The sequence below is a fragment of the Microbacterium sp. 05T445 genome (assembly GCF_056395865.1).
Window position 1 is genome coordinate 330,322 of sequence record NZ_JBFTKJ010000001.1, and the last position, 23,087, is coordinate 353,408.

General features: G+C 70.8%; 21 protein-coding genes. 12 read left to right on the plus strand and 9 right to left on the minus strand.

All coding sequences use genetic code 11. The features are described from left to right. Positions 1-23 precede the first annotated feature (23 nt). Together AC1DDU_RS01485 and AC1DDU_RS01490 are read right to left on the minus strand one after the other, a co-directional pair. Positions 24-1,745 (minus strand): DNA polymerase Y family protein, encoded by a 1,722-nt coding sequence (locus AC1DDU_RS01485; RefSeq protein WP_477430858.1) that lies wholly within the window; start codon positions 1,743-1,745, stop codon positions 24-26. 1 nt (position 1,746) lies between these two features. Then, the gene (locus AC1DDU_RS01490; RefSeq protein WP_477430859.1) at positions 1,747-2,562 is read right to left on the minus strand and encodes a hypothetical protein; all 816 of its coding nucleotides are present in this window, start codon (positions 2,560-2,562) and stop codon (positions 1,747-1,749) included. Positions 2,563-2,689: 127 nt separating this feature from the next. Between AC1DDU_RS01490 and ppk2 the strand changes: the two genes are divergently transcribed. Next, positions 2,690-3,502, plus strand: coding sequence for a polyphosphate kinase 2 (ppk2, locus tag AC1DDU_RS01495; RefSeq protein WP_477430860.1), 813 nt, complete (start codon positions 2,690-2,692; stop codon positions 3,500-3,502). Here ppk2 and AC1DDU_RS01500 read toward each other — a convergent pair. Then, positions 3,454-4,365 carry an EamA family transporter gene (locus AC1DDU_RS01500; protein WP_477430861.1) on the minus strand — a complete coding sequence of 304 codons (912 nt, stop codon included), beginning with the start codon at positions 4,363-4,365 and terminating at the stop codon, positions 3,454-3,456. The genes ppk2 and AC1DDU_RS01500 overlap by 49 nt on opposite strands. 39 nt (positions 4,366-4,404) lie before the next feature. On the opposite strand from AC1DDU_RS01500, the gene AC1DDU_RS01505 reads away from it, so the two are divergent. After that, a complete protein-coding gene (locus tag AC1DDU_RS01505; protein WP_477430862.1) occupies positions 4,405-4,923 on the plus strand; it encodes a MarR family winged helix-turn-helix transcriptional regulator in 519 nt (172 codons plus the stop codon). A 20-nt stretch (positions 4,924-4,943) separates the two neighbouring features. On the opposite strand, the gene AC1DDU_RS01510 is transcribed toward AC1DDU_RS01505, so the two are convergent. From AC1DDU_RS01510 to AC1DDU_RS01520, 3 genes are all read right to left on the minus strand, one after another. Continuing rightward, positions 4,944-5,441: an HNH endonuclease gene (locus AC1DDU_RS01510; RefSeq protein WP_477430863.1), complete on the minus strand. Its 498-nt coding sequence runs from the start codon at positions 5,439-5,441 to the stop codon at positions 4,944-4,946. Positions 5,442-5,786: 345 nt separating this feature from the next. Further along, complete coding sequence (locus AC1DDU_RS01515; protein WP_477430864.1) at positions 5,787-6,689, minus strand: M23 family metallopeptidase; 903 nt, start codon at positions 6,687-6,689, stop codon at positions 5,787-5,789. A 250-nt stretch (positions 6,690-6,939) separates the two neighbouring features. Next, complete coding sequence (locus AC1DDU_RS01520; RefSeq protein ID WP_477430865.1) at positions 6,940-7,641, minus strand: iron-dependent transcriptional repressor DtxR; 702 nt, start codon at positions 7,639-7,641, stop codon at positions 6,940-6,942. A 160-nt stretch (positions 7,642-7,801) separates the two neighbouring features. On the opposite strand from AC1DDU_RS01520, the gene serC reads away from it, so the two are divergent. Next, positions 7,802-8,917 carry a phosphoserine transaminase gene (gene serC, locus AC1DDU_RS01525; protein ID WP_477430866.1) on the plus strand — a complete coding sequence of 372 codons (1,116 nt, stop codon included), beginning with the start codon at positions 7,802-7,804 and terminating at the stop codon, positions 8,915-8,917. Between the two features lie 46 nt (positions 8,918-8,963). Here the strand turns inward: serC and AC1DDU_RS01530 are convergent, their stop codons facing one another. After that, complete coding sequence (locus tag AC1DDU_RS01530) at positions 8,964-9,620, minus strand: TetR/AcrR family transcriptional regulator (RefSeq protein WP_477430867.1); 657 nt, start codon at positions 9,618-9,620, stop codon at positions 8,964-8,966. A gap of 196 nt (positions 9,621-9,816) precedes the next feature. Here AC1DDU_RS01530 and AC1DDU_RS01535 point away from each other — a divergent pair, with 196 nt between their 5' ends. The 6 genes from AC1DDU_RS01535 (at position 9,817) to AC1DDU_RS01560 (ending at position 17,633) form a co-directional block, all read left to right on the plus strand. After that, on the plus strand, positions 9,817-11,469 hold the full coding sequence (locus AC1DDU_RS01535; protein ID WP_477430868.1) for an ABC transporter substrate-binding protein: 1,653 nt from the start codon (positions 9,817-9,819) through the stop codon (positions 11,467-11,469). An 84-nt stretch (positions 11,470-11,553) separates the two neighbouring features. Beyond that, on the plus strand, positions 11,554-12,378 hold the full coding sequence (locus tag AC1DDU_RS01540) for an ABC transporter ATP-binding protein (RefSeq protein WP_477430869.1): 825 nt from the start codon (positions 11,554-11,556) through the stop codon (positions 12,376-12,378). Then, complete coding sequence (locus AC1DDU_RS01545) at positions 12,375-13,184, plus strand: ABC transporter ATP-binding protein (protein ID WP_477430870.1); 810 nt, start codon at positions 12,375-12,377, stop codon at positions 13,182-13,184. Before AC1DDU_RS01540 ends, AC1DDU_RS01545 begins: the two co-directional genes overlap by 4 nt. After that, complete coding sequence (locus AC1DDU_RS01550) at positions 13,181-14,260, plus strand: ABC transporter permease (protein ID WP_477430871.1); 1,080 nt, start codon at positions 13,181-13,183, stop codon at positions 14,258-14,260. The genes AC1DDU_RS01545 and AC1DDU_RS01550 overlap by 4 nt, the downstream gene beginning before the upstream one ends. Beyond that, the gene (locus AC1DDU_RS01555) at positions 14,257-15,318 is read left to right on the plus strand and encodes an ABC transporter permease (protein ID WP_477430872.1); all 1,062 of its coding nucleotides are present in this window, start codon (positions 14,257-14,259) and stop codon (positions 15,316-15,318) included. The genes AC1DDU_RS01550 and AC1DDU_RS01555 overlap by 4 nt, the downstream gene beginning before the upstream one ends. After that, the gene (locus tag AC1DDU_RS01560) at positions 15,315-17,633 is read left to right on the plus strand and encodes an exo-beta-d-1,3/1,6-glucosidase (RefSeq protein WP_477430873.1); all 2,319 of its coding nucleotides are present in this window, start codon (positions 15,315-15,317) and stop codon (positions 17,631-17,633) included. Before AC1DDU_RS01555 ends, AC1DDU_RS01560 begins: the two co-directional genes overlap by 4 nt. Positions 17,634-17,869: 236 nt before the next feature. On the opposite strand, the gene AC1DDU_RS01565 is transcribed toward AC1DDU_RS01560, so the two are convergent. Beyond that, positions 17,870-18,784, minus strand: a complete 915-nt coding sequence (locus tag AC1DDU_RS01565; RefSeq protein ID WP_477430874.1) for a DUF3027 domain-containing protein — start codon at positions 18,782-18,784, stop codon at positions 17,870-17,872. After that, complete coding sequence (locus AC1DDU_RS01570; RefSeq protein WP_477433393.1) at positions 18,768-19,151, minus strand: cold-shock protein; 384 nt, start codon at positions 19,149-19,151, stop codon at positions 18,768-18,770. Before AC1DDU_RS01570 ends, AC1DDU_RS01565 begins: the two co-directional genes overlap by 17 nt. 183 nt (positions 19,152-19,334) lie before the next feature. Between AC1DDU_RS01570 and AC1DDU_RS01575 the strand changes: the two genes are divergently transcribed. Genes AC1DDU_RS01575 through AC1DDU_RS01585 form a run of 3 tightly spaced genes read left to right on the plus strand, consistent with a single transcriptional unit; the run spans position 19,335 to position 23,036 of the window. Continuing rightward, a complete protein-coding gene (locus AC1DDU_RS01575) occupies positions 19,335-19,598 on the plus strand; it encodes a multidrug ABC transporter ATPase (protein WP_477430875.1) in 264 nt (87 codons plus the stop codon). Between the two features lie 4 nt (positions 19,599-19,602). Further along, positions 19,603-21,327 (plus strand): helicase-associated domain-containing protein, encoded by a 1,725-nt coding sequence (locus tag AC1DDU_RS01580; protein ID WP_477430876.1) that lies wholly within the window; start codon positions 19,603-19,605, stop codon positions 21,325-21,327. Positions 21,328-21,377: 50 nt separating this feature from the next. Further along, on the plus strand, positions 21,378-23,036 hold the full coding sequence (locus AC1DDU_RS01585) for a DNA repair helicase XPB (protein WP_477430877.1): 1,659 nt from the start codon (positions 21,378-21,380) through the stop codon (positions 23,034-23,036). Positions 23,037-23,087: the final 51 nt, after the last annotated feature.

Sequence of the window (23,087 nt, forward strand, 5' to 3'; positions counted from 1 at the left end):
CCGCCGAGATCAGCGGAGACATCTCAGTCATACGTCGCCTCCGCGGTCCAGACGTCGCCGTCGCACACCAGCAGCCATGCGGCTCCGTCGGCGTCGACGACCTGGAACCGGTGCGCACGACGCGAGCGCCCGGCATCCCATCCCCGCTCCACCACCGGCCACGGGCCCGCCCACGCCTCGATCCCCCGCCGTCGCCCGCTCTCGATGAAGAACGCGGGCACCGCCGAGACGTTGCCCCGCTCGTCGACATCGACGAGCTCGCCGCCGAGCGCGCGCACGTCGACCGGCACCGGATCGGCGAACACCGTCGTCGGCAGCGGATCGGGCAGACTCCCCGGCCACGGTCGCGCGCGCTGCGCCGCGAGACCCCCGGCGGCTCCGGGCCGTCGGTCGCGTTCGTCGCGGTCGCCCCACGGCACGAGCACCTGCCGTTCGGCGAGCCACCGTCCGCCGCCGATGGCCGGCGTCAGCACCCCACGGTGCCCCAGCATCGCCTGCACGCGCGACAGCGCATGGTGCACCCGCTCCTCAGGACCGCCGCCGAACAGCGCCGGCGCGTGATGGGATGCCGCGTCCACCGCCTCCGGCGAGATGCGCACCAGGGTGACCCCGCTGCGCAATCCGCCCCGGGCCGCATCGCCGGTGCCGACGTCTTCGGCCAGCTGCCATCGCACGCGGTCGACGACCGCCGCAGCATCGAACGACCCGGGATGCAGCCATACCCGCTCGCTGCGCTCCCCCCGGTCGCCGACGAGCTCGACCCGCAGCTCGGTGCAGACGAGGTCGACCGCGCCGAGCCCTGCGACGAAGTCGTCGGCGGCGACGCGCATCGCGAACGCGACCTGGTCGGCGATCTCGAGGGGCGGCTCGAACGCGACCTCGCGCTGCAGCTCGGGTGGCGGCGTGCGGGGGTGCACCGGCCGCGAGTCCTGCCCCGCGGCGAGCGCATGCAGCCGCACGCCCCGCTCGCCGAACCGCTCGCGCACGCGGTCGGCCTCCATTCCGGCGAACCCGCCGAGAGTCTGCACGCCCAGCCGGGCGAGCAGGCCCACGAGGTCCGTCGCATCCTTGGCCCCCGCCCCGGCGCCGGGCCCGAGCATCGCCGAGGCGTCGAGCACCGCGACCGACAGCGGTGCGAGGAACCCTGCCGCTCCCCCGGCGGGCACGACGAACACCGGATCGGCGGCGGTCGTGGCCCCGCGCGCCGCCTGCTCCGCCGTGAACGGTCCGTCGGCGATCCCGGCGCGGACCTCGTCGAGCCCTGCCTCGTGCAGCGCGCCGATCAGCATGCGGGCGGCCTCGGTCTCGCCGCCGTAGTACCGTGCCGGTCCTCTGGCCCGCAGCGCGCACAGCCCGGGGCGCACCAGCTGCACGCCCGGCACCCGCTCTTCGATCAGCGACACCACCGGTGCGAAGGCGCGCTGATCGCGGGCGGCGTCCGCGTTCACCAGCGTCAGTCCGGGGCACCGCGCCTGCGCGTCTCGACGGCGCTGCCCCCGGCGCACCCCCTCGACCCGCGCCGCCGCCGAGCACGCGACGACGAGGTTGCGCTCCACCACGGCGACCGGATGCCGTTCCACGACCGCCGCGGCGCGCGTCCCACCGGGGCGTTCCCCGGCATCGCCCGGTCGCCCCCCGCCTCCGTCGGGCTCCTGCTCGAGAGCACCGGCCTCCCTCTCCAGCGCGGTGACCGGCCAGTCGGGGAACCACAGCACGAGGCTCCGGACGGGCGCTCCCGGCGTCATGTCACCCCACCGCCCTGATCCGATGCGGAGAGGCTTCGAGCGGGAAGGACTCCTCGCCCGGGCGCAGCGCCTCGACGGGACGGATCCGCTCGGGAGCGGCGGAGACGTGGCCCGCGGCATCCGGGAGCATCACGCGGGCGCGCCGCGATCGCGGCCACCGGCGGCTCGACGAGGTGAGCGTCACCTCCCGGCCGGAGAGGTACCCGTGGCCACGGCCGACGCCCTCCCAGGTCGGCTCGCCCACCTCGATCACCGCCTCCGCCTGCGGCCACGGCCCCTGCACGAGCAGCACCGCACCGCGGTCGCGCAGCCGCGCCGCCAGACGGGCGACCTCGCCGTCGGGCGCCCGCCCCGACGGACGCACCGCGACCACCGGCAGCACCTCGGCGACCGTCGCCGTCACCGCGAGCCACCGCGCCCCCGGATCGGGGATGAGCACGAGCCTCGACAGGTCGACCCCCAGCCCCTCGGCCGCCTCGGCGCCGAGCCGCGGCATCCCCAGGACAGCGCACCACGACCCGGACTGCGACGGCTGGGCGAGCAGCGCGAGCAGCACCGACGTCGAGCGCGGCACGGAGTACGCGGACCCCGGGCGCAGGCCGCCTCCCGGAAGGAGCGATGCCAGCGCGGGGTGCACCGGCAGCACCGGTGCGTCCAGTCGTCGGCCCTGCACCCGCTCGAGCTGTGCGCGCAGCCGCGCGATGGCACCGGTCGACCCCCCGCTCACCGCCTCGAGAGTGGCAGGATCGCTTCCCGCCCGCTCCTGCACGGCGGGTTCGTGCACATGCTGTGCCGTGAGCTGCACGATCGCCCCCATCTCCACAGAATAGAACAGATGTTCTAGCATCTCAATCGCAGAACATGAGAGTACCGCCGGGTTCCGACAGTTATGTTCGAGGAATCCCCCCTCCCCGCATCCACGACGGCGTGTAGCCTCAGGATCCATGAGCGAACCGCGGATCCCGAAGAAGCCCTACGAGCGGGAGCTCCGCCGCCTGCAGGCTCAGCTCGTCGACATGCAGGCCTGGGTCCAGTCCACCGGCGCGCGCATCGTGGTGATCTTCGAAGGAAGGGATGCCGCGGGCAAGGGATCCACGATCAAGCGCGTCTCGGAGTACATGAACCCGCGCGTGACCCGCATCGTGGCGCTGCCGACGCCCACCGAGCGCGAGCGCACCCAGTGGTACTTCCAGCGCTACGTGCCGCACCTGCCGGCCGCCGGCGAGATCGTGCTCATGGACCGCTCCTGGTACAACCGCGCCGGCGTCGAGCACGTCATGGGGTACTGCACCAACGCCGAGTACCACCGGTTCCTGCACCAGGCGCCGATCTTCGAGCGGATGCTGGTGGAAGACGGCATCCTCCTGCTGAAGTACTGGTTCAGCGTGTCCGACATCGAGCAGGAGAAGCGGTTCCGCTCACGCGCCGAAGACCCGATGCGCCGCTGGAAGCTCAGCCCCAACGACGTGCTGTCGATCACGAAGTGGGAGGACTACTCCCGCGCGAAGGACAGCATGTTCGTGCACACCGACATCCCCGAGGCGCCCTGGCACGAGGTGCCGTCGGTCGACAAGCGCCGCAGCCGCATCAACATGATGTCGCACCTGCTCTCGCAGATCCCGTACACGATGGTCGAGCGGGAGGATGTCGTGATCCCGCCGCGCGCGCCCTCACGCGGCTACGAGCGCCCGCCTCGCAACCTCGAGAACTACGTGCCCGACGTCGCGTCCGCCCTCCTGGACGCCCACGACCGCTGACGCGTGGCGCTGCCCCTGGCCGGCGCGGCACCCACCACGATCCCGGCGAGCACGAGGGAGACGCCCGCGATCTGCGGCGCGCCGAACGCCTCCCCGGCCAGCGCCACCCCGAGCACCACGCCCGTCACCGGGTTGAGCAGTCCGACCACCCCGACCACTCCCGGCGAGAGGCGCCGCAGGCCCGCGAACCATGCCGCGTAGGCGACGGCGGTGGCGATGAGCGTGAGATAGGCGAAGCCGAGCGCCGACGGCACGGTCAGCGCCGGCGGCCCGCCCTCGACGATCACCGCCACCGGAAGGAGCACGACAGACCCGCCGATGAGCTGCCACGCCGTCATCGTGAGGGCGGGGACCCCGGCGCCCCAGCGGGACGTCAGCACGAACCCGATCGACGAGGCGACCATCGCGCCGAGCGATGCGGCCACGCCCCACGGATCGGCCCCGTCAGCGTCGAAGCCCAGCATCACCGCGACGCCGACGAGCCCCACCATCGCGCCGAGCACCGCCGCGAGCCGGGGCCGGCGATGCAGCAGCAGCCAGGCGAACAGCAGCATGCAGGCCGCGGATGCCGACATCAGCGTGGCGGCCAGGCTCGAGGGCAGGCGCTGACCCGCGACGTACACGAGCACGAAGAACCCGCCGACGTTCAGCGTGCCGAGCACGAGGGAGCGCCACCACCACGACCCGCGCGGAAGCCGGCGGGCCAGCAGCAGCACGATGAGCCCGGCGGGAAGGGCTCGCAGCACTCCGCCCCACAGCGGCGACTCGGCGGGGAGCAGGCTGCGCGTGACGACGTAGCCGCTTCCCCAGGCGATCGGGGCGATCGCCGTCACCAGGATCCACGCCCAGCGCTTATCTTCCATGGAAGATACTTTATCTTACCGGGAAGATAAGATGGCGACATGGCCGACGACCACCCCCAGCGCGCACCGCTCGACCGCGTCGCCGAGATCCAGCAGGAATGGCGCCGCGAGCGCCCCGACCTCGACCCCTCCCCCCAGGGCGTCATCGGGCGGCTGCACCGCATCGCGCTCGCCCTCACCGACCGTCTCGTCGCCGTCTACGGCGAGTTCGGCCTCAGCGAAGGCGAGTTCGACGTGCTCGCGACCCTGCGGCGCGCGGGCGCCCCGTACGAACGCGCCGCCGGCGAACTCGCCGACCACACCCTGGTCACCACCGGTGGGCTCACCAAGCGCGTCGACCGCCTCGAAGCGCGGGGACTCGTCGAACGCCGGGCGGAGGCATCCGACGCTCGCAGACGCCTGGTGCGGCTCACCCCGGAGGGCAGGGACCTCATCGATCGCGCGATCGCCGCGCATCTGGCGAACGAGCAGCGCATCCTGGACGAGCTCGGGACGACGGATGCCGCCGCCCTGGAGCCGATCCTCACCCGGTGGCTGCGCGTCCTCGACGAACGCTGACCCGCGCCGTCAGGGGGCACTCACGCCGCGAGCGCGAGATACGGCTCCCACCGCGGATCGGCGCGCTCCGTGCCACGCACGGTCCACTGCGCCCCGCGCGGCGGGTGCGGCGTGAAGCGCAGCTCCCAATCCATCTCCTGCGGGGTGCGGTCGCCCTTGACGTTGTTGCAGCGCAGGCAGCACGCGACGAGGTTCTCCCACGAGTCGGCGCCGCCGCGCGACCGCGGCAGCACGTGGTCGATCGTCGACGCCGCCTTCGCGCAGTACGCGCAGCGGTGATTGTCGCGCCGCAGCACGCCGCGCCGCGTCACCGGGACGTGGCGACCTCCCGGCACCCGCACGTAGCGGGTCAGGATGATCACGGCCGGGCGTTCGTACGAGCGTCTGGTCCCCCACACCGGATCGGTCTCGGTGTGTTCCACCACGGTGGCCTTCTCGTTCATCACGAGCACGAGCGCCCGTTTGAACGACACGACCGCGAGCGGCTCGTAGCCCGCGTTCAGCACCAGAGTGCGCATTGATCATCCTCTCGAATGGCCGGGACGGCTTCTCGGTATTCGACGTGCGACGATCAAGGGCGCAGGGGCATGAAAAAAGGCGCTGTCTTATAGACAGCGCCTTGGAACCACGGCAATGCCGCGGCATCCACTCGTGCAATGCCGAAGGACGAGGCGTCCGAGCGCATCCATGGTTCGGATGCGTGGTGTGCAGCCCATCGGCTCCCTCCGCTCTCTCAGCGTCGGGATTCAGGCTAACGCACCCTGCCGACACGAGGGCCGTGGCGGCTGTGAACGATCTGAGGCGTGTCGGAGAACGGATGCCTCCGCCCGGCCGGGCGGAGGCATCCGTGCTGTCGAGAGGATTCAGCCGGCGTTGGCCTGCAGCCACGCCCACGGGTCGACGACCGAGCCGTTGATGTGGACCTCGAAGTGGAGGTGGCACGCGGTCGAGCTGCCGGTGCTGCCGACAAGGCCGATGAGCTGGCCGGCATCGACGGACTGGCCCACCGAGACCTGGCGCGAGCCGTAGGTCATGTGGCCGTAGAGGGAGTTGACCCGCTGGCCGCCGATGACGTGGTCGATCGAGACGGCGACGCCGTAGCCGCCGTAGCTCTCCTGCGAGACCTTGACGACGCCGGAGGCGGTGGCGTAGATCGGCGTGCCGCACGAGGTCAGGAGGTCCACGCCCTGGTGATAGCCCGAATCCCAGAGCCCGCGGCCCTTGGTGAAGTTGAGGAGCGGCCACCGCACCTCGCCGGTGCCGGGCGAGGTGAGGGCGATGTTCGTCGGGAGGGATGCCGTCGACACACGCTTCGCGGCCTGGCGGGCGCGCTCGGCGGCCGCCTCGGCCGCCTTCTTCTTCTCGATCTCTTCCGCCGTGGTGGCGGCGTAGCTGCCCCGCGAGAACTCGGTGGTGCTCGCGTCGGAGGCCGCCACGAAGCTCTGGGCGTCGTCGACCGCCATCTGCTGCAGCGTGACCGGGTCTTCCTCGGCACGGGTGGCGCTCGCGGCGAACGCGGGAAGGGCGACGGTCGCGACGAGGCCGCCGACCATGGTCAGGATGACGAGGCTGCGCAACGGCTTGGTGACCCGCTTCGCCCCCTTGGGCGACGACGACGGACCGGCGGCCGCGCGGGCCGCGGTCGGCTTGGCCGGCGCGGTGGCGCGAGCGGGTCGCGCGGGGGTCCTGCGGTTGCGCGCACGACGGGTCTGCTCCGTCGCCGCGCGCTCGGGCACGTTCGCGTGCGACTCGATCTCTTCAGCCAAACTGTTCCTCCGGCGCCTCTGCGCCCGGGGCGCCTGGCTCGTCAGCACTCGATGTCGGGGCACGATGTGCGGGCTTCACCACATGTGGACGACGAGCCGGTGAGGCAATCCACGCGGGGTCCGGTCGGCGGGCTTCTCGCCTGGTGGACTTTTCGAGGCTACCTGAAGGTCACGGTTCTGTCACGCTCCCCGGCTGGCAATCTCCGGACAGTGTGATCCGGATGCTCCGCACGCCGCCGGCGGCGTCGCGTCAGCGCGCCTCGTCGACCAGGAAGATGTGGGATGCCACCTCGACCGGCAGCTCCAGCCCCTCGTCGTTGCCCTGCATCTGCACGAGCACGTAGCCCTCGCTGTAGCGGTAGTCGCCGACGGCACCCGGCACGACACCGGCGCCCTTGAGCTGCTGCAGCAGCTCGGGGTCGACCTGCGCGGGCTCGGCGAGGCGGCGGACGGTGCCGGTGATGGGCTCGCCCGCGTCGTTGAGGCGGCGCACCAGCCCGACGACGCCCTGTTCGAACCCGGTCGCCGGCATGTCGCCCAGCTGGTCGAGGCCGGGGATCGGGTTGCCGTACGGCGACTCGGTGGGATGCCCCAGCAGTTCGACCAGGCGACGCTCGACCTGCTCGCTCATGACGTGCTCCCAGCGGCAGGCCTCTTCGTGCACGTAGGCCCAGTCCAGGCCGATCACGTCGGAGAGCAGGCGCTCGGCGAGCCGATGCTTGCGCATGACGTCGACGGCCTTCTGGCGCCCGGCGTCGGTGAGCTCGAGCGTGCGGTCGTCCGAGACCACCACGAGCCCGTCGCGCTCCATGCGGCCGATCGTCTGCGACACCGTCGGGCCGGAGTGCCCGAGCCGCTCCGAGATGCGCGCGCGCAGCGGCACGATGTTCTCCTCCTCGAGCTCGAGGATCGTGCGCAGGTACATCTCGGTGGTGTCGATAAGGTCGGTCATCGCGGTGTCCTCAGTCTTCTCAAGGGGCTCAGGACAGCCTATCCTCTGCCCCTGACGCCGAGGCCGGCCGCACGCGTCCCGACGCCGGCGGCGAGGGGCGGTCGCGTCACAGCCGGTCACGGGGGCGAGGCGCCCGGGCGCGCCTCTCTAGAATCGACCCATGGCCCACGTCCTCCTGCCCCGTGAGATCCTGCCCACCGACGGACGATTCGGCTGCGGCCCGTCGAAGATCGCGCCCGCGCACATCGAGGCGCTCGCAGGACCCGGATCGGCATTGCTGGGCACCTCGCACCGCCAGGCGCCCGTCAAGGACCTGGTCGGCCAGGTGCGCGCCGAGCTGAGCCAGCTGTTCCGCCTCCCGACCGGGTATGAGGTGATCCTCGGCAACGGCGGGTCGACGGCGTTCTGGGATGCTGCGGCCTTCGGGCTGATCGAGAAGCGCAGCCAGAACCTGGTGTTCGGCGAGTTCGGCGGCAAGTTCGCCGCTGCGGCGAAGACCCCGTGGCTCGAGGCCCCCGATGTCCGCAAAGTCGAGCCGGGCACGCGCACCGTCGCCGAGGCGGTCGAGGGCGTCGACGTGTACGCCTGGACGCACAACGAGACCTCGACCGGCGTGTCGACCCCGATCACGCGCGTGCACGGCGACGAGGGCGCTCTCACCGTCATCGACGCGACGAGCGCGGCGGGCGGCATCGACTTCTCGGTGCACGAGGCCGACGTCTACTACTTCGCCCCGCAGAAGAACCTCGGCTCGGACGGCGGCCTGTGGTTCGCGCTGGTGTCGCCGGCGGCGATCGAGCGGATCGAGCGCATCGCGGCGTCGGGTCGCTACATCCCCGAGTTCCTGAGCCTGAAGAACGCGCTCGACAACTCGCGCCTGAACCAGACCCTCAACACGCCGGCGCTCGCGACGCTGTTCCTCCTCGACAAGCAGCTCGACTGGATCATCTCCTCGGGCGGCTTGCAGTGGGCCGACGCCCGCACCCGCGAGTCGTCGCAGGCCTTGTACGCCTGGGCGGAGGCATCCGCTTTCGCGACCCCCTTCGTCGCGGACCCGGCCGACCGCTCCCCTGTGGTCGTCACGATCGACTTCGACGAGACGGTGGATGCCGCAGCCGTGGCCAAGAGCCTGCGCGCCAACGGCATCGTCGACACCGAGCCCTACCGTAAGCTCGGCCGCAACCAGCTGCGCATCGCCACGTTCGTCTCGATCGAGCCGGACGACGTGCGTCAGCTCATCCGCTGCATCGACTACACCGTCGAGCGGCTCGGCTGAGCCGCACCCGGCTGCGAGCGATCGGGGCGAGCGGGGACCGCTCTCCTCACGCCTTCGCGCTCGCAGCGGGCTCGACGAGGGGCGACGGCTGCGGAGAGAGCACGGCCGACACGATCGCCTCGATCGCGAACTCCGACGCGTGCGCCAGGTCCACGGCATCGGGGGCGAGGAGCCACTGCACCTGCAGACCGTCCATGACGGCGAGGATGCTCGTGGACGCGTTCGCGATGGTGTCGGGCGCGGTGATGCCGCGCTCCGCGCACACCACCTCGAAGGCGTGGGCGACCTCGGACCGCAGCGTGCTGTACCGCTGCTCGAAGAACGCGCGGCCGGGGTGGTCGTCGGTGACCGACTCCGCCGACAGCACCGCGTACGCCTGCACGATCCCCGCGCGGTGGGCGTTGACGAACGCGGTGCGCACCAGGTGACGGAACAGCGGCATGCCGTCGGGGATGTGCTTCTCCTCGAGGTCGGCGACATCGGTCTCGTCGCGGTGCTGCAGCACCTCGAGGAGCAGCTGGTCCTTCGATCCGAAGTGGTGGAGGATCCCGGCGTGGGTCATGCCCACCTGATCGGCGATCTCCTGGAGCGTGCCGCCGGCGAATCCCTTGCTGCCGAAGATCTCGACCGCCGCGTCGAGGATGTCGCGCCTGCGCGCGAGGGTCTCGGGCCGCGAGCGCGGCTGCCGTCGTTGGTCAGCCATCGGTGCCCCCCATTTCTCATCCGCGTTTCCGGGCGCATGAACCGGCGTGTGCGAGTTTATCCACGGCCGTTCCGGGCCGCGGATGAAGCCTAGTTGCAAAGATTACTTACTTGATTGTAAGTTGAATCGGCAATCACCCTGACGCCGTCGTCACCCCCCGGGAGACACGCTGTCGTGTTCACATCAAGGAGAAGCAATGAGGCTCAGAACATCCCTCGCCGCCGTGGGTGTCGCCGCGGCACTGGTGCTCACCGGCTGCGCCGGCGGAAGCGGCAACGACGCCGACTCGTCGGGCGCGGCGCTGACGATCGCCAAGCCCGACGGCGCGATCACCACCGAGTCGAACAACCCGTACCTGGGCGACTCCTCCGCGTCGAAGTACGCCTACGGCAAGGTCATCTTCGAGTCCCTCGCACTGGTCAACCCGACCGGCGACCTCGGCACCACCCCGTGGCTCGCCGAGTCCGTGGAGTGGAACGACGACTACACGCAGCTCACCGCTGTCGCGCGCAGCGGCGTCAAGTGGAGCGACGGCGAGGACTTCACGGCCGAAGACATCGCGTTCTCGTTCAACCAGGTCCTTGACGGCAAGCTCAACGACACCAACGCGCTGGACCTCAAGAGCGTCACCGTCGACGGCGACACCGTGACGATCGACTTCAACAGCTCGAAGTACACGCAGCAGGCGCGCGTGCTCCACTTCCAGATCGTGCCCGAGCACATCTGGAAGGACATCAAGGACCCGAACACCGACCCGCTGACCGGTGAGGGCCAGGCCGTCGGCACCGGTCCGTACGTGCTCGACTCCTGGACGACCGAGTCGGTCACTCTCACCGCCAACCCCGACTACTGGGGTGGCGAGCTGTCGGTGCCCGAGCTCCACTACGTCTCGTACGGCGACAACGCGGCACTCACCACCGCCCTCGCCACCGGCGAGGCCGACTGGGCGCAGGCGTTCATCCCGCAGATCAAGGACAGCTACCTGTCGGCCGATCCCGACAACAAGTTCCTCGCCTCGCCCACGGCGGGTGCGGGCACGCTGTTCATGAACCTGCAGACCAAGCCGTTCAACGACCCCGCGCTGCGCCAGGCGATCGCCTGGACCGTCGACCGCCAGGCGTACGTCGACGTCGCCCGCGAAGGCGCGAGCGAGGCCATCTGGAGCGTCACCGGCCTCGGCGACCTGCTCGCCGACGAGATCGACGCCGAGTACGAGGGCGACCTCTACAGCGTCGACGTCGACAAGGCGAAGCAGATCCTCACGGACGCCGGCTACACCTGGAAGGACGAGAAGCTCATCGATCCGTCCGGCGAGGCGGTCTCGTTCTCGATCTCGGTTCCCGCGGGCTGGAGCGACTGGAACACCGAGCAGGCGCTCCTCGCCGAGGAGCTCGGCGAGGGCCTGGGCATCGACGTGAAGGTCGACCAGCCGGACTGGGGCGGCTGGGATGCCGCTCGCCAGGAGGGCACGTTCCAGATGATCATCCACTGGCTGGAGGACACCGGGAACGCCTACGGCCTCTACACCTCCACGATGGACCCGAAGTGGATCGTCGACGGCAAGGCGCAGTTCAACTTCGGCCGCTACGACAACCCGGCCGTGACCGAGGCGCTCAACACGTACGCGAACACCTCGTCGGACGAGGAGCGCTCCGCCGCCGTCGCCGTCATGGAGAAGGCGTTCGCCACCGACGTGCCGGCGATCCCGCTCGGTGCACACCCGCTGCTCGGCGAGTTCAACACCCGCAACTACGTCGGCTGGCCCTCGGAGTCGGACCAGTACTCTTCGGCTGACCCGACGCAGCCCGCGGTGGTCCAGATCCTGACGAAGCTGAAGCCCGCCAGCTGATCTGCACCGGCAGGCGGGGCGGGTGCATCCCCGGTGCATCCGCCCCGCCTGCCACGTGAGCCCGAAGAAAGCGATCCTGCACCGATGAACGACTCACTGCTGTCCATCCACGACTTCTCCGTGGAGTACGACGTCGATCCCCCCGTCGAAGCCGTCAAGAACGTCACACTCGAACTGCGCCGCGGCGAGATCCTCGGCCTCGCCGGCGAGAGCGGATGCGGCAAGACCACGCTCGCCTACGGCATCCAGCGCCTGCTCAAGGCCCCCGCCGTCATCACCGGCGGCTCCGTCACCTTCCACGACGCCTCGGGCGAGGACATCGACATCAACGCCCTCGAGGTCGAGGAGATGCGCCGCTTCCGCTGGGACAAGATCTCCATGGTCTTCCAGGGCGCGATGAACGCACTAAACCCGGTCACCACGATCGGCTCTCAGCTCGAGGACGTGTTCGAGGTCCACCGCCCCTCGATGACCCGCGCGCAGCGCAAAGCCGCCGTCGTCGAGCTCCTCGAGATCGTCAAGGTCGGCGCACAGCGCTACCGCTCGTACCCGCACGAGCTGTCAGGCGGCATGCGCCAGCGCGTCATGATCGCCATGGCGCTCGCGCTGCGTCCGCAGCTGATGATCATGGACGAGCCGACGACCGCGCTCGACGTGCTCGTGCAGCGCGAGATCCTGCGTCAGATCTCGCACTTGCGCCACGAGTTCGGCTTCTCGGTCATCTTCATCACCCACGACCTGCCGCTGCTGCTCGAGATCAGCGACCGCATCGCGATCATGCGCGAGGGCGAGATCGTCGAGCTCGACACCGCCGAGCGGGTGTGGACCGATCCGCAGGACGAGTACACCCGGACGCTGCTGGCCTCGTTCCCCAGACTCACCGGAGAGAGGGGGGTGGTCCACCGATGACCGTCCTCGAATTCGACGCCGTCACCAAGGTGTACTCGGTGCGCGGCGCCGGTCAGATGAAAGCCCTCGACGACGTGAGCTTCACGCTGCGCTCGGGCCAGACCATCGGCCTCGTCGGCCAGTCCGGCAGCGGCAAGTCGACGATCGCCAAGATCCTCACCCAGCTCGAATCGCCCACGAGCGGCGAGATCCGTCTCGACGGCCAGCCGATCCCCCGTCGCGGCAAGGGCCTGCGGGCGTACCGCCAGCAGCTGCGCATGGTCTTCCAGGACCCGTTCGCCTCACTGAACCCTTACCACACCATCCGCTACGCGATCGAGCGGCCGCTCCAGCTCGACAAGGTCGTGCCGAAGGACCAGCTCGACGACGAGGTGCGCCGCCTCCTCGGCCGCGTCCGTCTCGATGCCGATGCCGTCATCGACCGCCGGCCGCACGAGCTCTCGGGGGGCCAGCGCCAGCGCGTCGCGATCGCCCGGGCACTGGCCTCCCGCCCGAAGCTGCTGGTGGCCGACGAGCCGGTCTCGATGCTCGACGTCTCTATCCGCCTGGGAGTGCTGAACCTGCTCGCCGACCTGCAGCGCGAGCACGGGCTCGGCGTGCTGTACATCACGCACGACCTGGCCACCGCCCGCCACTTCAGCGACGAGATCCTCGTGCTCAACCAGGGCCGGGTCGTCGAACGCGGTCCCGCCGACGACGTGATCCTGCGTCCTCAGAACCCGTACACCCAAGAGCTGCGCGCGGCATCCCCCGATCCCGACACCTACTTCGCGCACGCAGCCGGCATCCTCGGAGGTGAGAAGTGAGCACCGTCGCCCCCCAGCTGCCGACCCCCGAGTTCGACGCGATCGAAGCGGGCACCACGGCGACAGGCGCCGTCAAGGGCCGCGCACGCATCCCGTGGCGCTTCCTCGGCAACCGCGCCCTGTTCTACCTGTTCACGCTGTGGGCGGCCATCACGATCAACTTCTTCCTTCCGCGCCTGATGAAGGGCGACGCGGTGACCGCGTACCTCGCCCGCAACCGCAACGTCACGCCCGAGGCGGCCGAGGCGCTGCGCGCGCTGCTCGGACTCGACACCGACGCCTCGCTCTGGCAGCAGTACATCGACTACTGGGCGCATCTGCTGCGCGGCGACCTCGGCATCTCGCTGCTGCACGGCATGCGGCCGGTGACCGAAGTGGTCGGCCAGTCCCTGATCTGGACCGTCGCCCTCGTCGGCTTCGCGACGCTCATCGCGTTCGCGGTGGGCACGATCGGCGGGGCGATCGTCGGGTGGCGCCGCGGCAGCCGGCTCGACGTCCTCATCCCGATCACGACCTTCTTCAGCACCATCCCCTACTTCTGGCTGGGTCTGCTGGCGATCTCCGTGTTCTCGGTCGCGCTCGGGTGGTTCCCGATCGGCAAGGCGTACGGCGTCGGAGTGGCACCGGAATGGTCCTGGGAGTTCATCGGCGACGTGCTCCATCACGGCTTCCTCCCCGCCGCGACGATCGTCATCGCCTCGCTCGGCGGCTGGATGCTCGGCATGCGCAACATGATGCTCACGGTGCTCGACGAGGACTACGTAACCGTCGCGCAGGCCAAGGGCATGCCGAACGACCGGGTGCTGTGGCGCTATGCGGCACGCAACGCGGTGCTCCCGCAGATCCAGAGCTTCGCGCTCGCGCTCGGCTTCATCGTCGGCGGAACGATCGTGATGGAGGTGGTGTTCAGCTATCCCGGCGTCGGCAAGCTCCTGCTCGACGCCACCAACGCGAAGGACTACGCCCTCATGCAGGGGGTGTTCCTCGTGATCACGATCTCGGTGCTCCTGGCGAACCTCCTCGCCGACGTCGCCTATGCATTCCTCGACCCGCGCACCCGCCAGACGGAGGCATGAGCATGAACACGATCGTCAACGACGACACGACGGCGCAGCGTTCCGCGAACGCACCGGCGACCGCGACCGTCCGCAATCCCGCTGCCGCCGGCAGCGCACCCAAGAAGCCGAACTTCTGGTCGAAGCTGGGCGCCGCGTTCGCGATGTTCCGCAACAAGAAGTCGATCACGGGGCTGTCGATCCTCGGGTTCTTCGTCCTCGTCGCGATCTTCGCCGACGTGCTGGCGCCGTACTCCCCCACGAAGGTCGACAACACGGCGCGCTTCCAGCCGCCGTCGGCGCAGCACTGGCTGGGCACGACGCACATCGGCGAGGACGTACTCAGCCAGGTCATCCACGGCACGCGCGGCGTCATCGTCGTGGGGTTCCTCGCGGCGATCATCGCCACGGTCATCGCGATCGTCGTCGGCGTGCTGTCGGGCTACCTGCGCGGGTGGCGCAGCGAGGGTCTGTCGGCCCTCACGAACGTCTTCCTCGTGATCCCCGGCATCCCGCTCATCATCATCGTGGCCTCCATGTTCGAGGACCCGCCCCTCATCCTCATCGCGGGGGTGCTGGGTCTGATCGGCTGGGCGTGGGGCGCCCGCGTGCTGCGCGCCCAGACGATGTCGCTGCGCAGCAGGGACTTCGTGCAGGCGGCCCGCGCCAACGGCGAGCCCCTGCGGCGGATCATCACCGTCGAGATGCTCCCGAACCTCATGGCGCTCATCGCCGCGAGCTTCGTGGGCACCGTGACGGCCGCGATCATCGGCCTCACGACCCTGTCGTACATCGGGATCATCCCGGTGACGACCTACAACTGGGGCACGATCCTCAACTGGGCCAGCGCGCAGGGCGCGTTCCGCCAGGGCCAGTGGTGGTGGTTCCTTCCCCCGGGGCTGTGCATCGCCGCGATCGGCGTCGCCCTGTCGCTCATCAACTTCGGCATCGACGAGTACGTCAACCCGCGCCTGCGGTCGGCCGGCGAGCGCGCCCGCGCCATGAAGAAGAAGGGCATGAACGTGAACGACACCGTCACGGTCGTGCGCACGAACACGAAGACCCAGGAGAACGCGTGACCACGGCGACCATCCCGAACTACCTCGACGAGACGCTGCCGGTCCAGGACCGCATCGCGGACCTCCTCGGTCGCATGACCGTCGAGGAGAAGGTCGGGCAGATGATGCAGCTCGACGCGCGCGACGACCTCGACGACCACGTGCTGCGCAAGCACGTCGGCTCGATCCTGCACACGTCGCCCGAACGCGTGCTGCGCGCCCGCGAGCTCACGCTGCAGACGCGGCTGCAGATCCCGCTGCTGGTCGGCGAGGACTGCATCCACGGCCACTCGTTCTGGGAGGGCGCCACGATCTTCCCGACGCAGCTCGGCATGGCGGGATCGTGGGATGCCGACCTGGTCGAGAAGGTCGCCCGCGCGACAGCGGTCGAGGTCGCGGCCACCGGCATCCACTGGACCTTCTCGCCGGTGCTGTGCATCGCCCGCGACCTGCGCTGGGGGCGCGTCGACGAGACGTTCGGCGAGGACCCCTACCTCATCGGCGAGCTCGCCTCCGCGATGGTGCGCGGCTACCAGGGCGACGGACTGGGCGACCCCACCGCGATCCTCGCGACCGCGAAGCACTTCGCCGGGTACTCCGAGACGCAGGGCGGCCGCGACGCCAGCGAGGCCGACATCTCGCGCCGCAAGCTCCGCTCATGGTTCCTTCCCCCGTTCGAGCGGGTCGCGAAGGAGGGATGCCGCACCTTCATGCTCGGCTACCAGACCACCGACGGCGTGCCGATCACGATCAACGACTGGCTGCTCAACGACGTGCTGCGGGGAGAGTGGGGCTACACCGGCACGCTCATCACCGACTGGGACAACGTCGGCCGCATGGTGTGGGAGCAGCAGGTGCAGCCCGACTACGCGCACGCCGCGGCCGCGGCGGTGAATGCCGGCAACGACATGATCATGACCACGCCGGGGTTCTTCCAGGGTGCCCTCGACGCGCTCGCGCAGGGACTGCTGACCGAGGAGGCGCTCGACCGCGCGGTCGCCCGCATCCTCCTGCTCAAGTTCGAGTTCGGCCTGTTCGCCGATCCGCGGCTGCCCGACGACGCCCGCATCGCGAGCGAGATCGCGACAGCCGAGCACCGTGCCCTCAACCTCGAGCTGACCCGTCGCTCCCTCGTGCTGCTGCGCAACGACGGCCTGCTGCCGCTGGACGGCGGATACACGGCGGATGCCGGCGGCCGGGCCGTTCCCGGAGCCGCCGGCGCACGCCGCGTCGCGGTGATCGGTCCGCTCGCCGACGACGCGCAGACGCAGCTCGGCGACTGGGCGGGCGGTTCCGGACAGGCCGGGTGGCTCGACGGCCAGCCGCGCGACATGATCACGACGGTGCTCGACGGGTTCCGCATGTACGCGCCGGCCGACTGGACGGTCACGCACGCTCGCGGCGCGGAGGTCCTGACGCTCGAGGAGGACCCGGCCGGAGCCTTCTTCCCCGACGGCCAGCCCCGTCCGCAGCTCGTCGTGCCGTCGCCGGCCGACGACGCGCTGATCGCCGAAGCGGTCGCCGCCGCACAGGCGGCCGATGTCGCGGTCGTCGTCGTGGGCGACGTCATCGAGCTCGTCGGCGAGGGTCGCTCGACGGCGACCCTCGACCTCATCGGCGGCCAGATCGCACTGCTGGACGCCCTCGCCGAGACCGGCACGCCCTTCGTCGTCGTGCTGATGGCGTCCAAGCCGCTCGTGCTCCCCGCGTCGGCGCACCGCGCGGCGGCGGTCATCTGGGCGGCATCCCCCGGCATGGAAGGCGGTCGCGCGATCGCCGAGCTCGCCCTGGGACTCGTCGAGCCGGCCGGACGCCTGCCGATCTCGTTCGCCCGCCACGTCGGACAGCTGCCGATCTACTACAACCAGATCCGCGGCCAGCACGGCGACCGCTACGCCGACCTCACGCAGGCGCCCGCCTGGGCCTTCGGCGACGGACTGTCGTACACGACGGTCGAGTACGACCGTCTGCGCATCGTCGACACCGAGCTCGGCCAGGACGACACCGTGCGCGCGACCATCGAGCTGCGCAACACCGGCACGCGCCCGGCGCACGAGATCGTGCAGGTGTACGTGCGCGACACCGTCACCTCGGTCAGCTGGGCCGACAAGGAGCTCAAGACGTTCCGCCACGTCGACATCGAGCCGGGGCAGATCGTCACGGTCGAGCTGTCGGTCCCGGTCGCGGACTGCACGATCGTGGATGCCGGCAGCCGCCGCATCGTCGAGCCCGGCGAGTTCGAACTCCTCGTCGGTCCGTCCTCACGCGACGAGGCGCTGCGCAGGGCCGCATTCCGCGTGACCCCGCCGACCCCGACGGCTCCCCTGAACGCCTGACGGTCGGCCAAGGGGCGGTCCTCCGCGCGCTGCGGGCGCGGAGGACCGCCCCTCTCAGTGTCGGCGGGAGCTCGGGATGCGGGCGCTCCGCCTGCGGATGCACAAAGCACTCCCCCTCGATGACCGGCCTCGCGCCATCGTCGCGGAGCGACCGGAGTGTCCCGCAGGAGGCGGTCGTCAGTCGCGACCACACCGGTGCGCGAGTGCGACGAACGGCTCAGGCGAAGAGCAGGCGTTCAGCGACGCTCTGCGTCATCCTCGTCGTCGTCGGAGTCGTCGTCCTCGTCAGAGTCGTCGTCCTCGTCATCCGAGTCTTCATCCTCGTCATCCGAGTCTTCATCCTCGTCGTCCGAGTCGTCGTCGTCATCCGAGTCGTCGTCATCATCCGAGTCGTCGTCATCATCCGAGTCGTCGTCGCGCTCGAAGTCGTCGGCGTCCTCGGCGAACTGGTCGATGTCCACGCCGTCGAGGTCGCCGGCGTGGAGGATCGGCGAGCCGTCCTCGTCGAAGTCGGACGCGTCGAGATCGTCGACGTCGTCGAGATCGTGCTCGTCGAGGTCGTCGTGCTCGTCGGCCTCGTCGGCGTGCGCGGCCTCCGCGAGCGCGGCCTGGGCCGCGTGGTAGTCGGCCAGACGCACCGCCCACGGCACCCAGTCCGGTGCCAGCAGCGCACCGTCGCCGGGGAGCAACTCGACCTCCAGGACGGTGGGCGCGGCGCCCTCGACGCGTGCGAGGCTCACCGTCCAGAACCAGCCCGGGTACCCCGCGAGCAGGTTCGTGAACCGGAGCGACACGACGCCGTCGCGTTCGACGCGGTAGTCCGCGGGCTCGCCGATCGTCGCCTCGGGCGTGATCTCGCGCAGCGCGGCCAGGGCGAGGTCGTGAGCGGCGAGGAGCTCGGGATCCGGCTCGACGGCCACGATCTCCTCAACCTCGACGATCTCCTCGACCGGGACGATCTCCTCGACCTCGACGGCCTCCTCGACCGGGACGATCTCCACGCCGGCCTCGACGTCGGCGGTCGCAGGCTCGTCGGCAGCGGCGAGGGGCGCGGCATCCGTCACCGGCGCCTCCGCCGAGGACACGCCGGACGCGTCGTCGACCTCGGGAGCATCGGCGACGGAGTCGGACGGATCAGGCGTCGAGTTCATCCGCCACCTTGCGCAGGACTGCCGCGACCTTCTTGGCATGCGCGCCGCTCGGGTACCGGCCGTGGCGAAGGTCGCCGCCGATGCCGTCGAGCAGCTTCACCAGGTCCTCGATGATGATCGCCATGTCGTCGGCGGGCTTGCGCGAGCGCTTGGCGAGGCTCACCGGGGCCTCGAGCACGCGCACCGACAGCGCCTGCGGCCCGCGCTTGCCGTCGGCGATGCCGAACTCCAGGCGCGTACCCGCCTTCGGCGCGGGCGTGCCGGCGGGAAGGGCCGTGGCGTGCAGGAAGACGTCCTGGCCGTCTTCGGAGGAGATGAAGCCGAACCCCTTCTCCTCGTCGTAGAACCTGACCTTGCCGGTGGGCATCGAGACCTCGCTGAATAGGGCGCCGCGCAGGCGCGCGGCGAAACAGTGCATGACGAAAGCGGGGCCTTGCAACCCCACCCCTAGCCTAGTGGCGATGCCGCCGCCGCAGACCCGTGGCGCGGCATCCTCTCGGTCCTCACGCGGGTCGACCGCCATCGGGGGCCAGCGAGTAGGCTGGAGCGGATGAGCACGAACCCCTCCGGCGACGTCCCCGTGCGCCGCATCGATCGCATCCTGGCCTTCATGTCACTGGGGCTGCTCGTGCTCTCGATCGTGAGCTTCTTCGCGATCATGATCGCGTCGGCCTCCGGTGCCGACATGGGCAGCGGCATCTGGCCGCTCGTGGGGGTGCTGGTCTACATCGCCCCCATCGTCGCGTTCGCGCTGCTGCTCACCGTCCTGATCATGAGCTTCGTGCGGAGGGCCCGGGCCAACCGAGGAGGCTGAGCGGGTGGTCTCCGACGCGCGCGCCCTCGCGACGCGGCTTGCCGATCTCGGTGACGCCGCGCTCGCCGAGACGCTCGCCGCGCGCGGAGTCTCGCCCCAGACCGGGTGGCACGACTTCTTCGACGCCGCCGAGGGCCTGCTCGACTCCGGGTCGATCGATCGCGCCTTGACCCGCCTGGACCGCCAGGACCTCATCGCGCTGCGCGCCGGCCGGACCGCGCTGGATCGCGAACCTGCGCGCCTCGCCCTCGTCGATGCGGACGGTGTGCCGTACAACGAGGTGACCGCGAGGATCGCGATCGCCGCCGAGGCGGATCCCGGCGCCTTCGTCGCGCCGCCGGCGCCGCCCGCGCCGGTGGCCGCGGAACCGCGCGCCGCTGCCGCCGCCGCGGAGCGCGCCTTCACGACCGCGGGTTCACTGGCCGACGTGCTGCTCGCGTGCCTGCACACACCGGTCGCCCGCACCGGAGCGGGCGCGGTGAGCGCCGCGGACCGGCGACGGCTGACGGATGCCGGCGCCATCACGCCCGCCGACGACCTCGAAGACCTGCTCACCGCGGCCGCCGACGCCGGGCTCGCGGTCGCCCGCGACCGGGAATGGGCGGTCACCGAGGCGGGCGAGCACTGGCTCCAGACGCCGACCCCGCGACGCTGGGAGGCGATCGCCGAAGGCTTCCGCGACGGCCTGCCCGGCGGCCTCCGCTCGGCGTCCGGCGGATTCGCGGACCCCGCCACCTGGGCATCGACCTATCCGCTGGACCACGACTGGCCGGCCCGCGCCGCCCGGCGACACCGCATCGGCGTGCAGTGGGGGCTCTTCGCCTCCGATTCCTCGCCTGCCGAGTTCCCCTGGACCGCGGCGCTGCGCGCGGGAGAGCGAGCGGATGCCGCGACCATGGCGCCCTTCCTCCCCGCCGAGATCGATCGGGTCTACCTTCAGGCCGACCTGACGGCCATAGCGCCCGGGCCGCTCGCCCCGGCGCTGGACCTCCGGCTGCGCTCGCTCGCGGTGCGGGAGTCGCGGGCGCAGGCATCCACGTACCGATTCAGCGCGGCATCCCTGGGCGCGGGCATGACCGAGGGCGAGACGGCCGCGTCGATGCGGGAGTTCCTGGGCGGCCTGTCGCTGACCGGCATCCCGCAGCCGCTGGACTACCTCATCGAGAGCACCGCGGTGCGCCACGGACTCGTCCGCGTGCGCAGCGACGAGCGCACCGGCCGCACCCGGGTGGACAGCGTCGATGCGGGGCTGCTCGACGCGATCGCCGTCGACCAGGCGCTGCGGCCGCTCGGGCTCATCGGGGACGACGGCGACGGCCTGACCTCCCGCGTGGCCCGCGACGCGGTGTACTGGACGCTCGCCGACGCCCGCTATCCGGTCGTCGCGCTCGATGCCGCCGGCGTCGCCGAGTCGGTCCACCGCCGCACGACGGCGGTGCCGTCCGCGCCGGCAGCCACGGCGGTCGAGACGTACGCGCACGTCATCGCCACGCTCCGCGGCGGGCATGGCGCCCACGGCGACGCGGGCTGGCTCGAACGGGAGCTCGAGCAGGCGGTGCGCGCCCGCGCCGAGATCGTCGTCGATGTGCGGATGCCGGACGGCTCGGAGCGCTCGTTCACCCTGGAGGCGGCGGGCCTCGGCGGCGGGCGGCTGCGCGGCCGCGACCGCGCCGCCGACATCGAACGGACGCTCCCCGTCTCGAGCATCGTGAGCGTCCACGCGGCCTGATCCCGGACGGACGCACCTCGCCCCTCGCCTCGCCGGTAGACTGGTCCGTTATGGCTGACGGCCCCCTCATCGTCCAGAGCGACCGCACGGTTCTCCTCGAGGTCGCGCACCCCGACGCCGAGAGCGCGCGGCACGAGCTGGCGATCTTCGCCGAGCTCGAGCGCGCCCCCGAGCACATCCACACGTACCGCATCACGCGGCTCGGACTGTGGAACGCGCGAGCGGCCGGGCACGACGCCGAGGACATGCTCGCGACCCTCGACCGCTGGTCGCGCTTCCCGGTGCCCCCGTCGGTGTCGATCGACATCGCCGAGACAGTGCGCCGGTACGGGCGTCTCGTGATCGAGCGCACGCCGGTCGCAGAAGACGGCTCGGGCGGCGAGCTGATCCTGCGCTCGACGGATGCCGCGGTCCTCGCCGAGGTCTCCAAGAACAAGCGCATCCAGCCGCTGCTGATCGGTCACCCGGCCCCCGACGTCTTCGTCGTGGACGCCTGGGCGCGCGGCCAGATCAAGCAGGAGCTCCTGAAGATCGGCTGGCCCGCGGAGGACCTCGCCGGCTACACCCCGGGCACGCCGCATCCGATCGACCTCGCCGAGGACGGCTGGCACCTGCGCCCCTACCAGCGCCACGCGGTCGACACATTCACCGAGGGCGGGTCCGGCGTGGTGGTGCTGCCCTGCGGCGCCGGCAAGACGCTCGTGGGCGCCGGCGCGATGGCCGAGACGAAGACGACGACGCTCATCCTCGTGACCAACACCGTGAGCGCCCGCCAGTGGCGCGACGAGCTGATCAAGCGCACGTCGCTGACCGCGGAGGAGATCGGCGAGTACTCCGGCCAGACCAAGGAGATCAAGCCGGTCACGATCGCGACCTACCAGATCCTCACCGCGAAGCGGAAGGGTCAGTACGCGCACCTCGCGCTGCTCGATGCACTGGACTGGGGCCTCATCGTGTACGACGAGGTGCATCTGCTGCCCGCGCCGGTGTTCAAGCTCACCGCCGACCTGCAGGCGCGCCGCCGCCTCGGCCTCACAGCGACCCTCGTGCGCGAGGACGGCCGCGAGGGCGACGTGTTCAGCCTCATCGGCCCCAAGCGGTTCGACGCACCGTGGAAGGAGATCGAGGCGCAGGGCTTCATCTCCCCCGCCGTCTGCTACGAGGTGCGCGTCGACCTGCCCGCCGGCGACCGCCTCGAGTACGCGGCCGCCGCGGACGACGAGCGCTACCGCCTCGCCGCGACCGCGCCTGCCAAGATCGGCGTCGTGAAGCGGCTCGTCGAGCGCCACGAAGGCGAACGCATCCTCATCATCGGGCAGTACCTCGACCAGATCGACGTGCTCGCCGACGCCCTGGATGCGCCGAAGATCACCGGTCAGACGCCCGTCGACGAGCGCGAGGAGCTGTATCAGGCGTTCCGCGTCGGCGAGATCTCGGTGCTCGTGGTGTCGAAGGTCGCGAACTTCTCGATCGACCTGCCCGAGGCATCCGTCGCCATCCAGGTGTCGGGATCGTTCGGCTCGCGCCAGGAGGAGGCGCAGCGCCTCGGACGCCTCCTGCGCCCCAAGCAGTCCAACCATACGGCGAGCTTCTACACGCTCATCGCACGCGACACCGTCGACCAGGACTTCGCGCAGAACCGCCAGCGCTTCCTGGCGGAGCAGGGCTACGCGTACACGATCCTGGACGCGCACTCGCTCGCAGCCTGAAGACGCAGACGAAGAGACCCGGTGCTGATGCAGCACCGGGCCCCTTCGTCC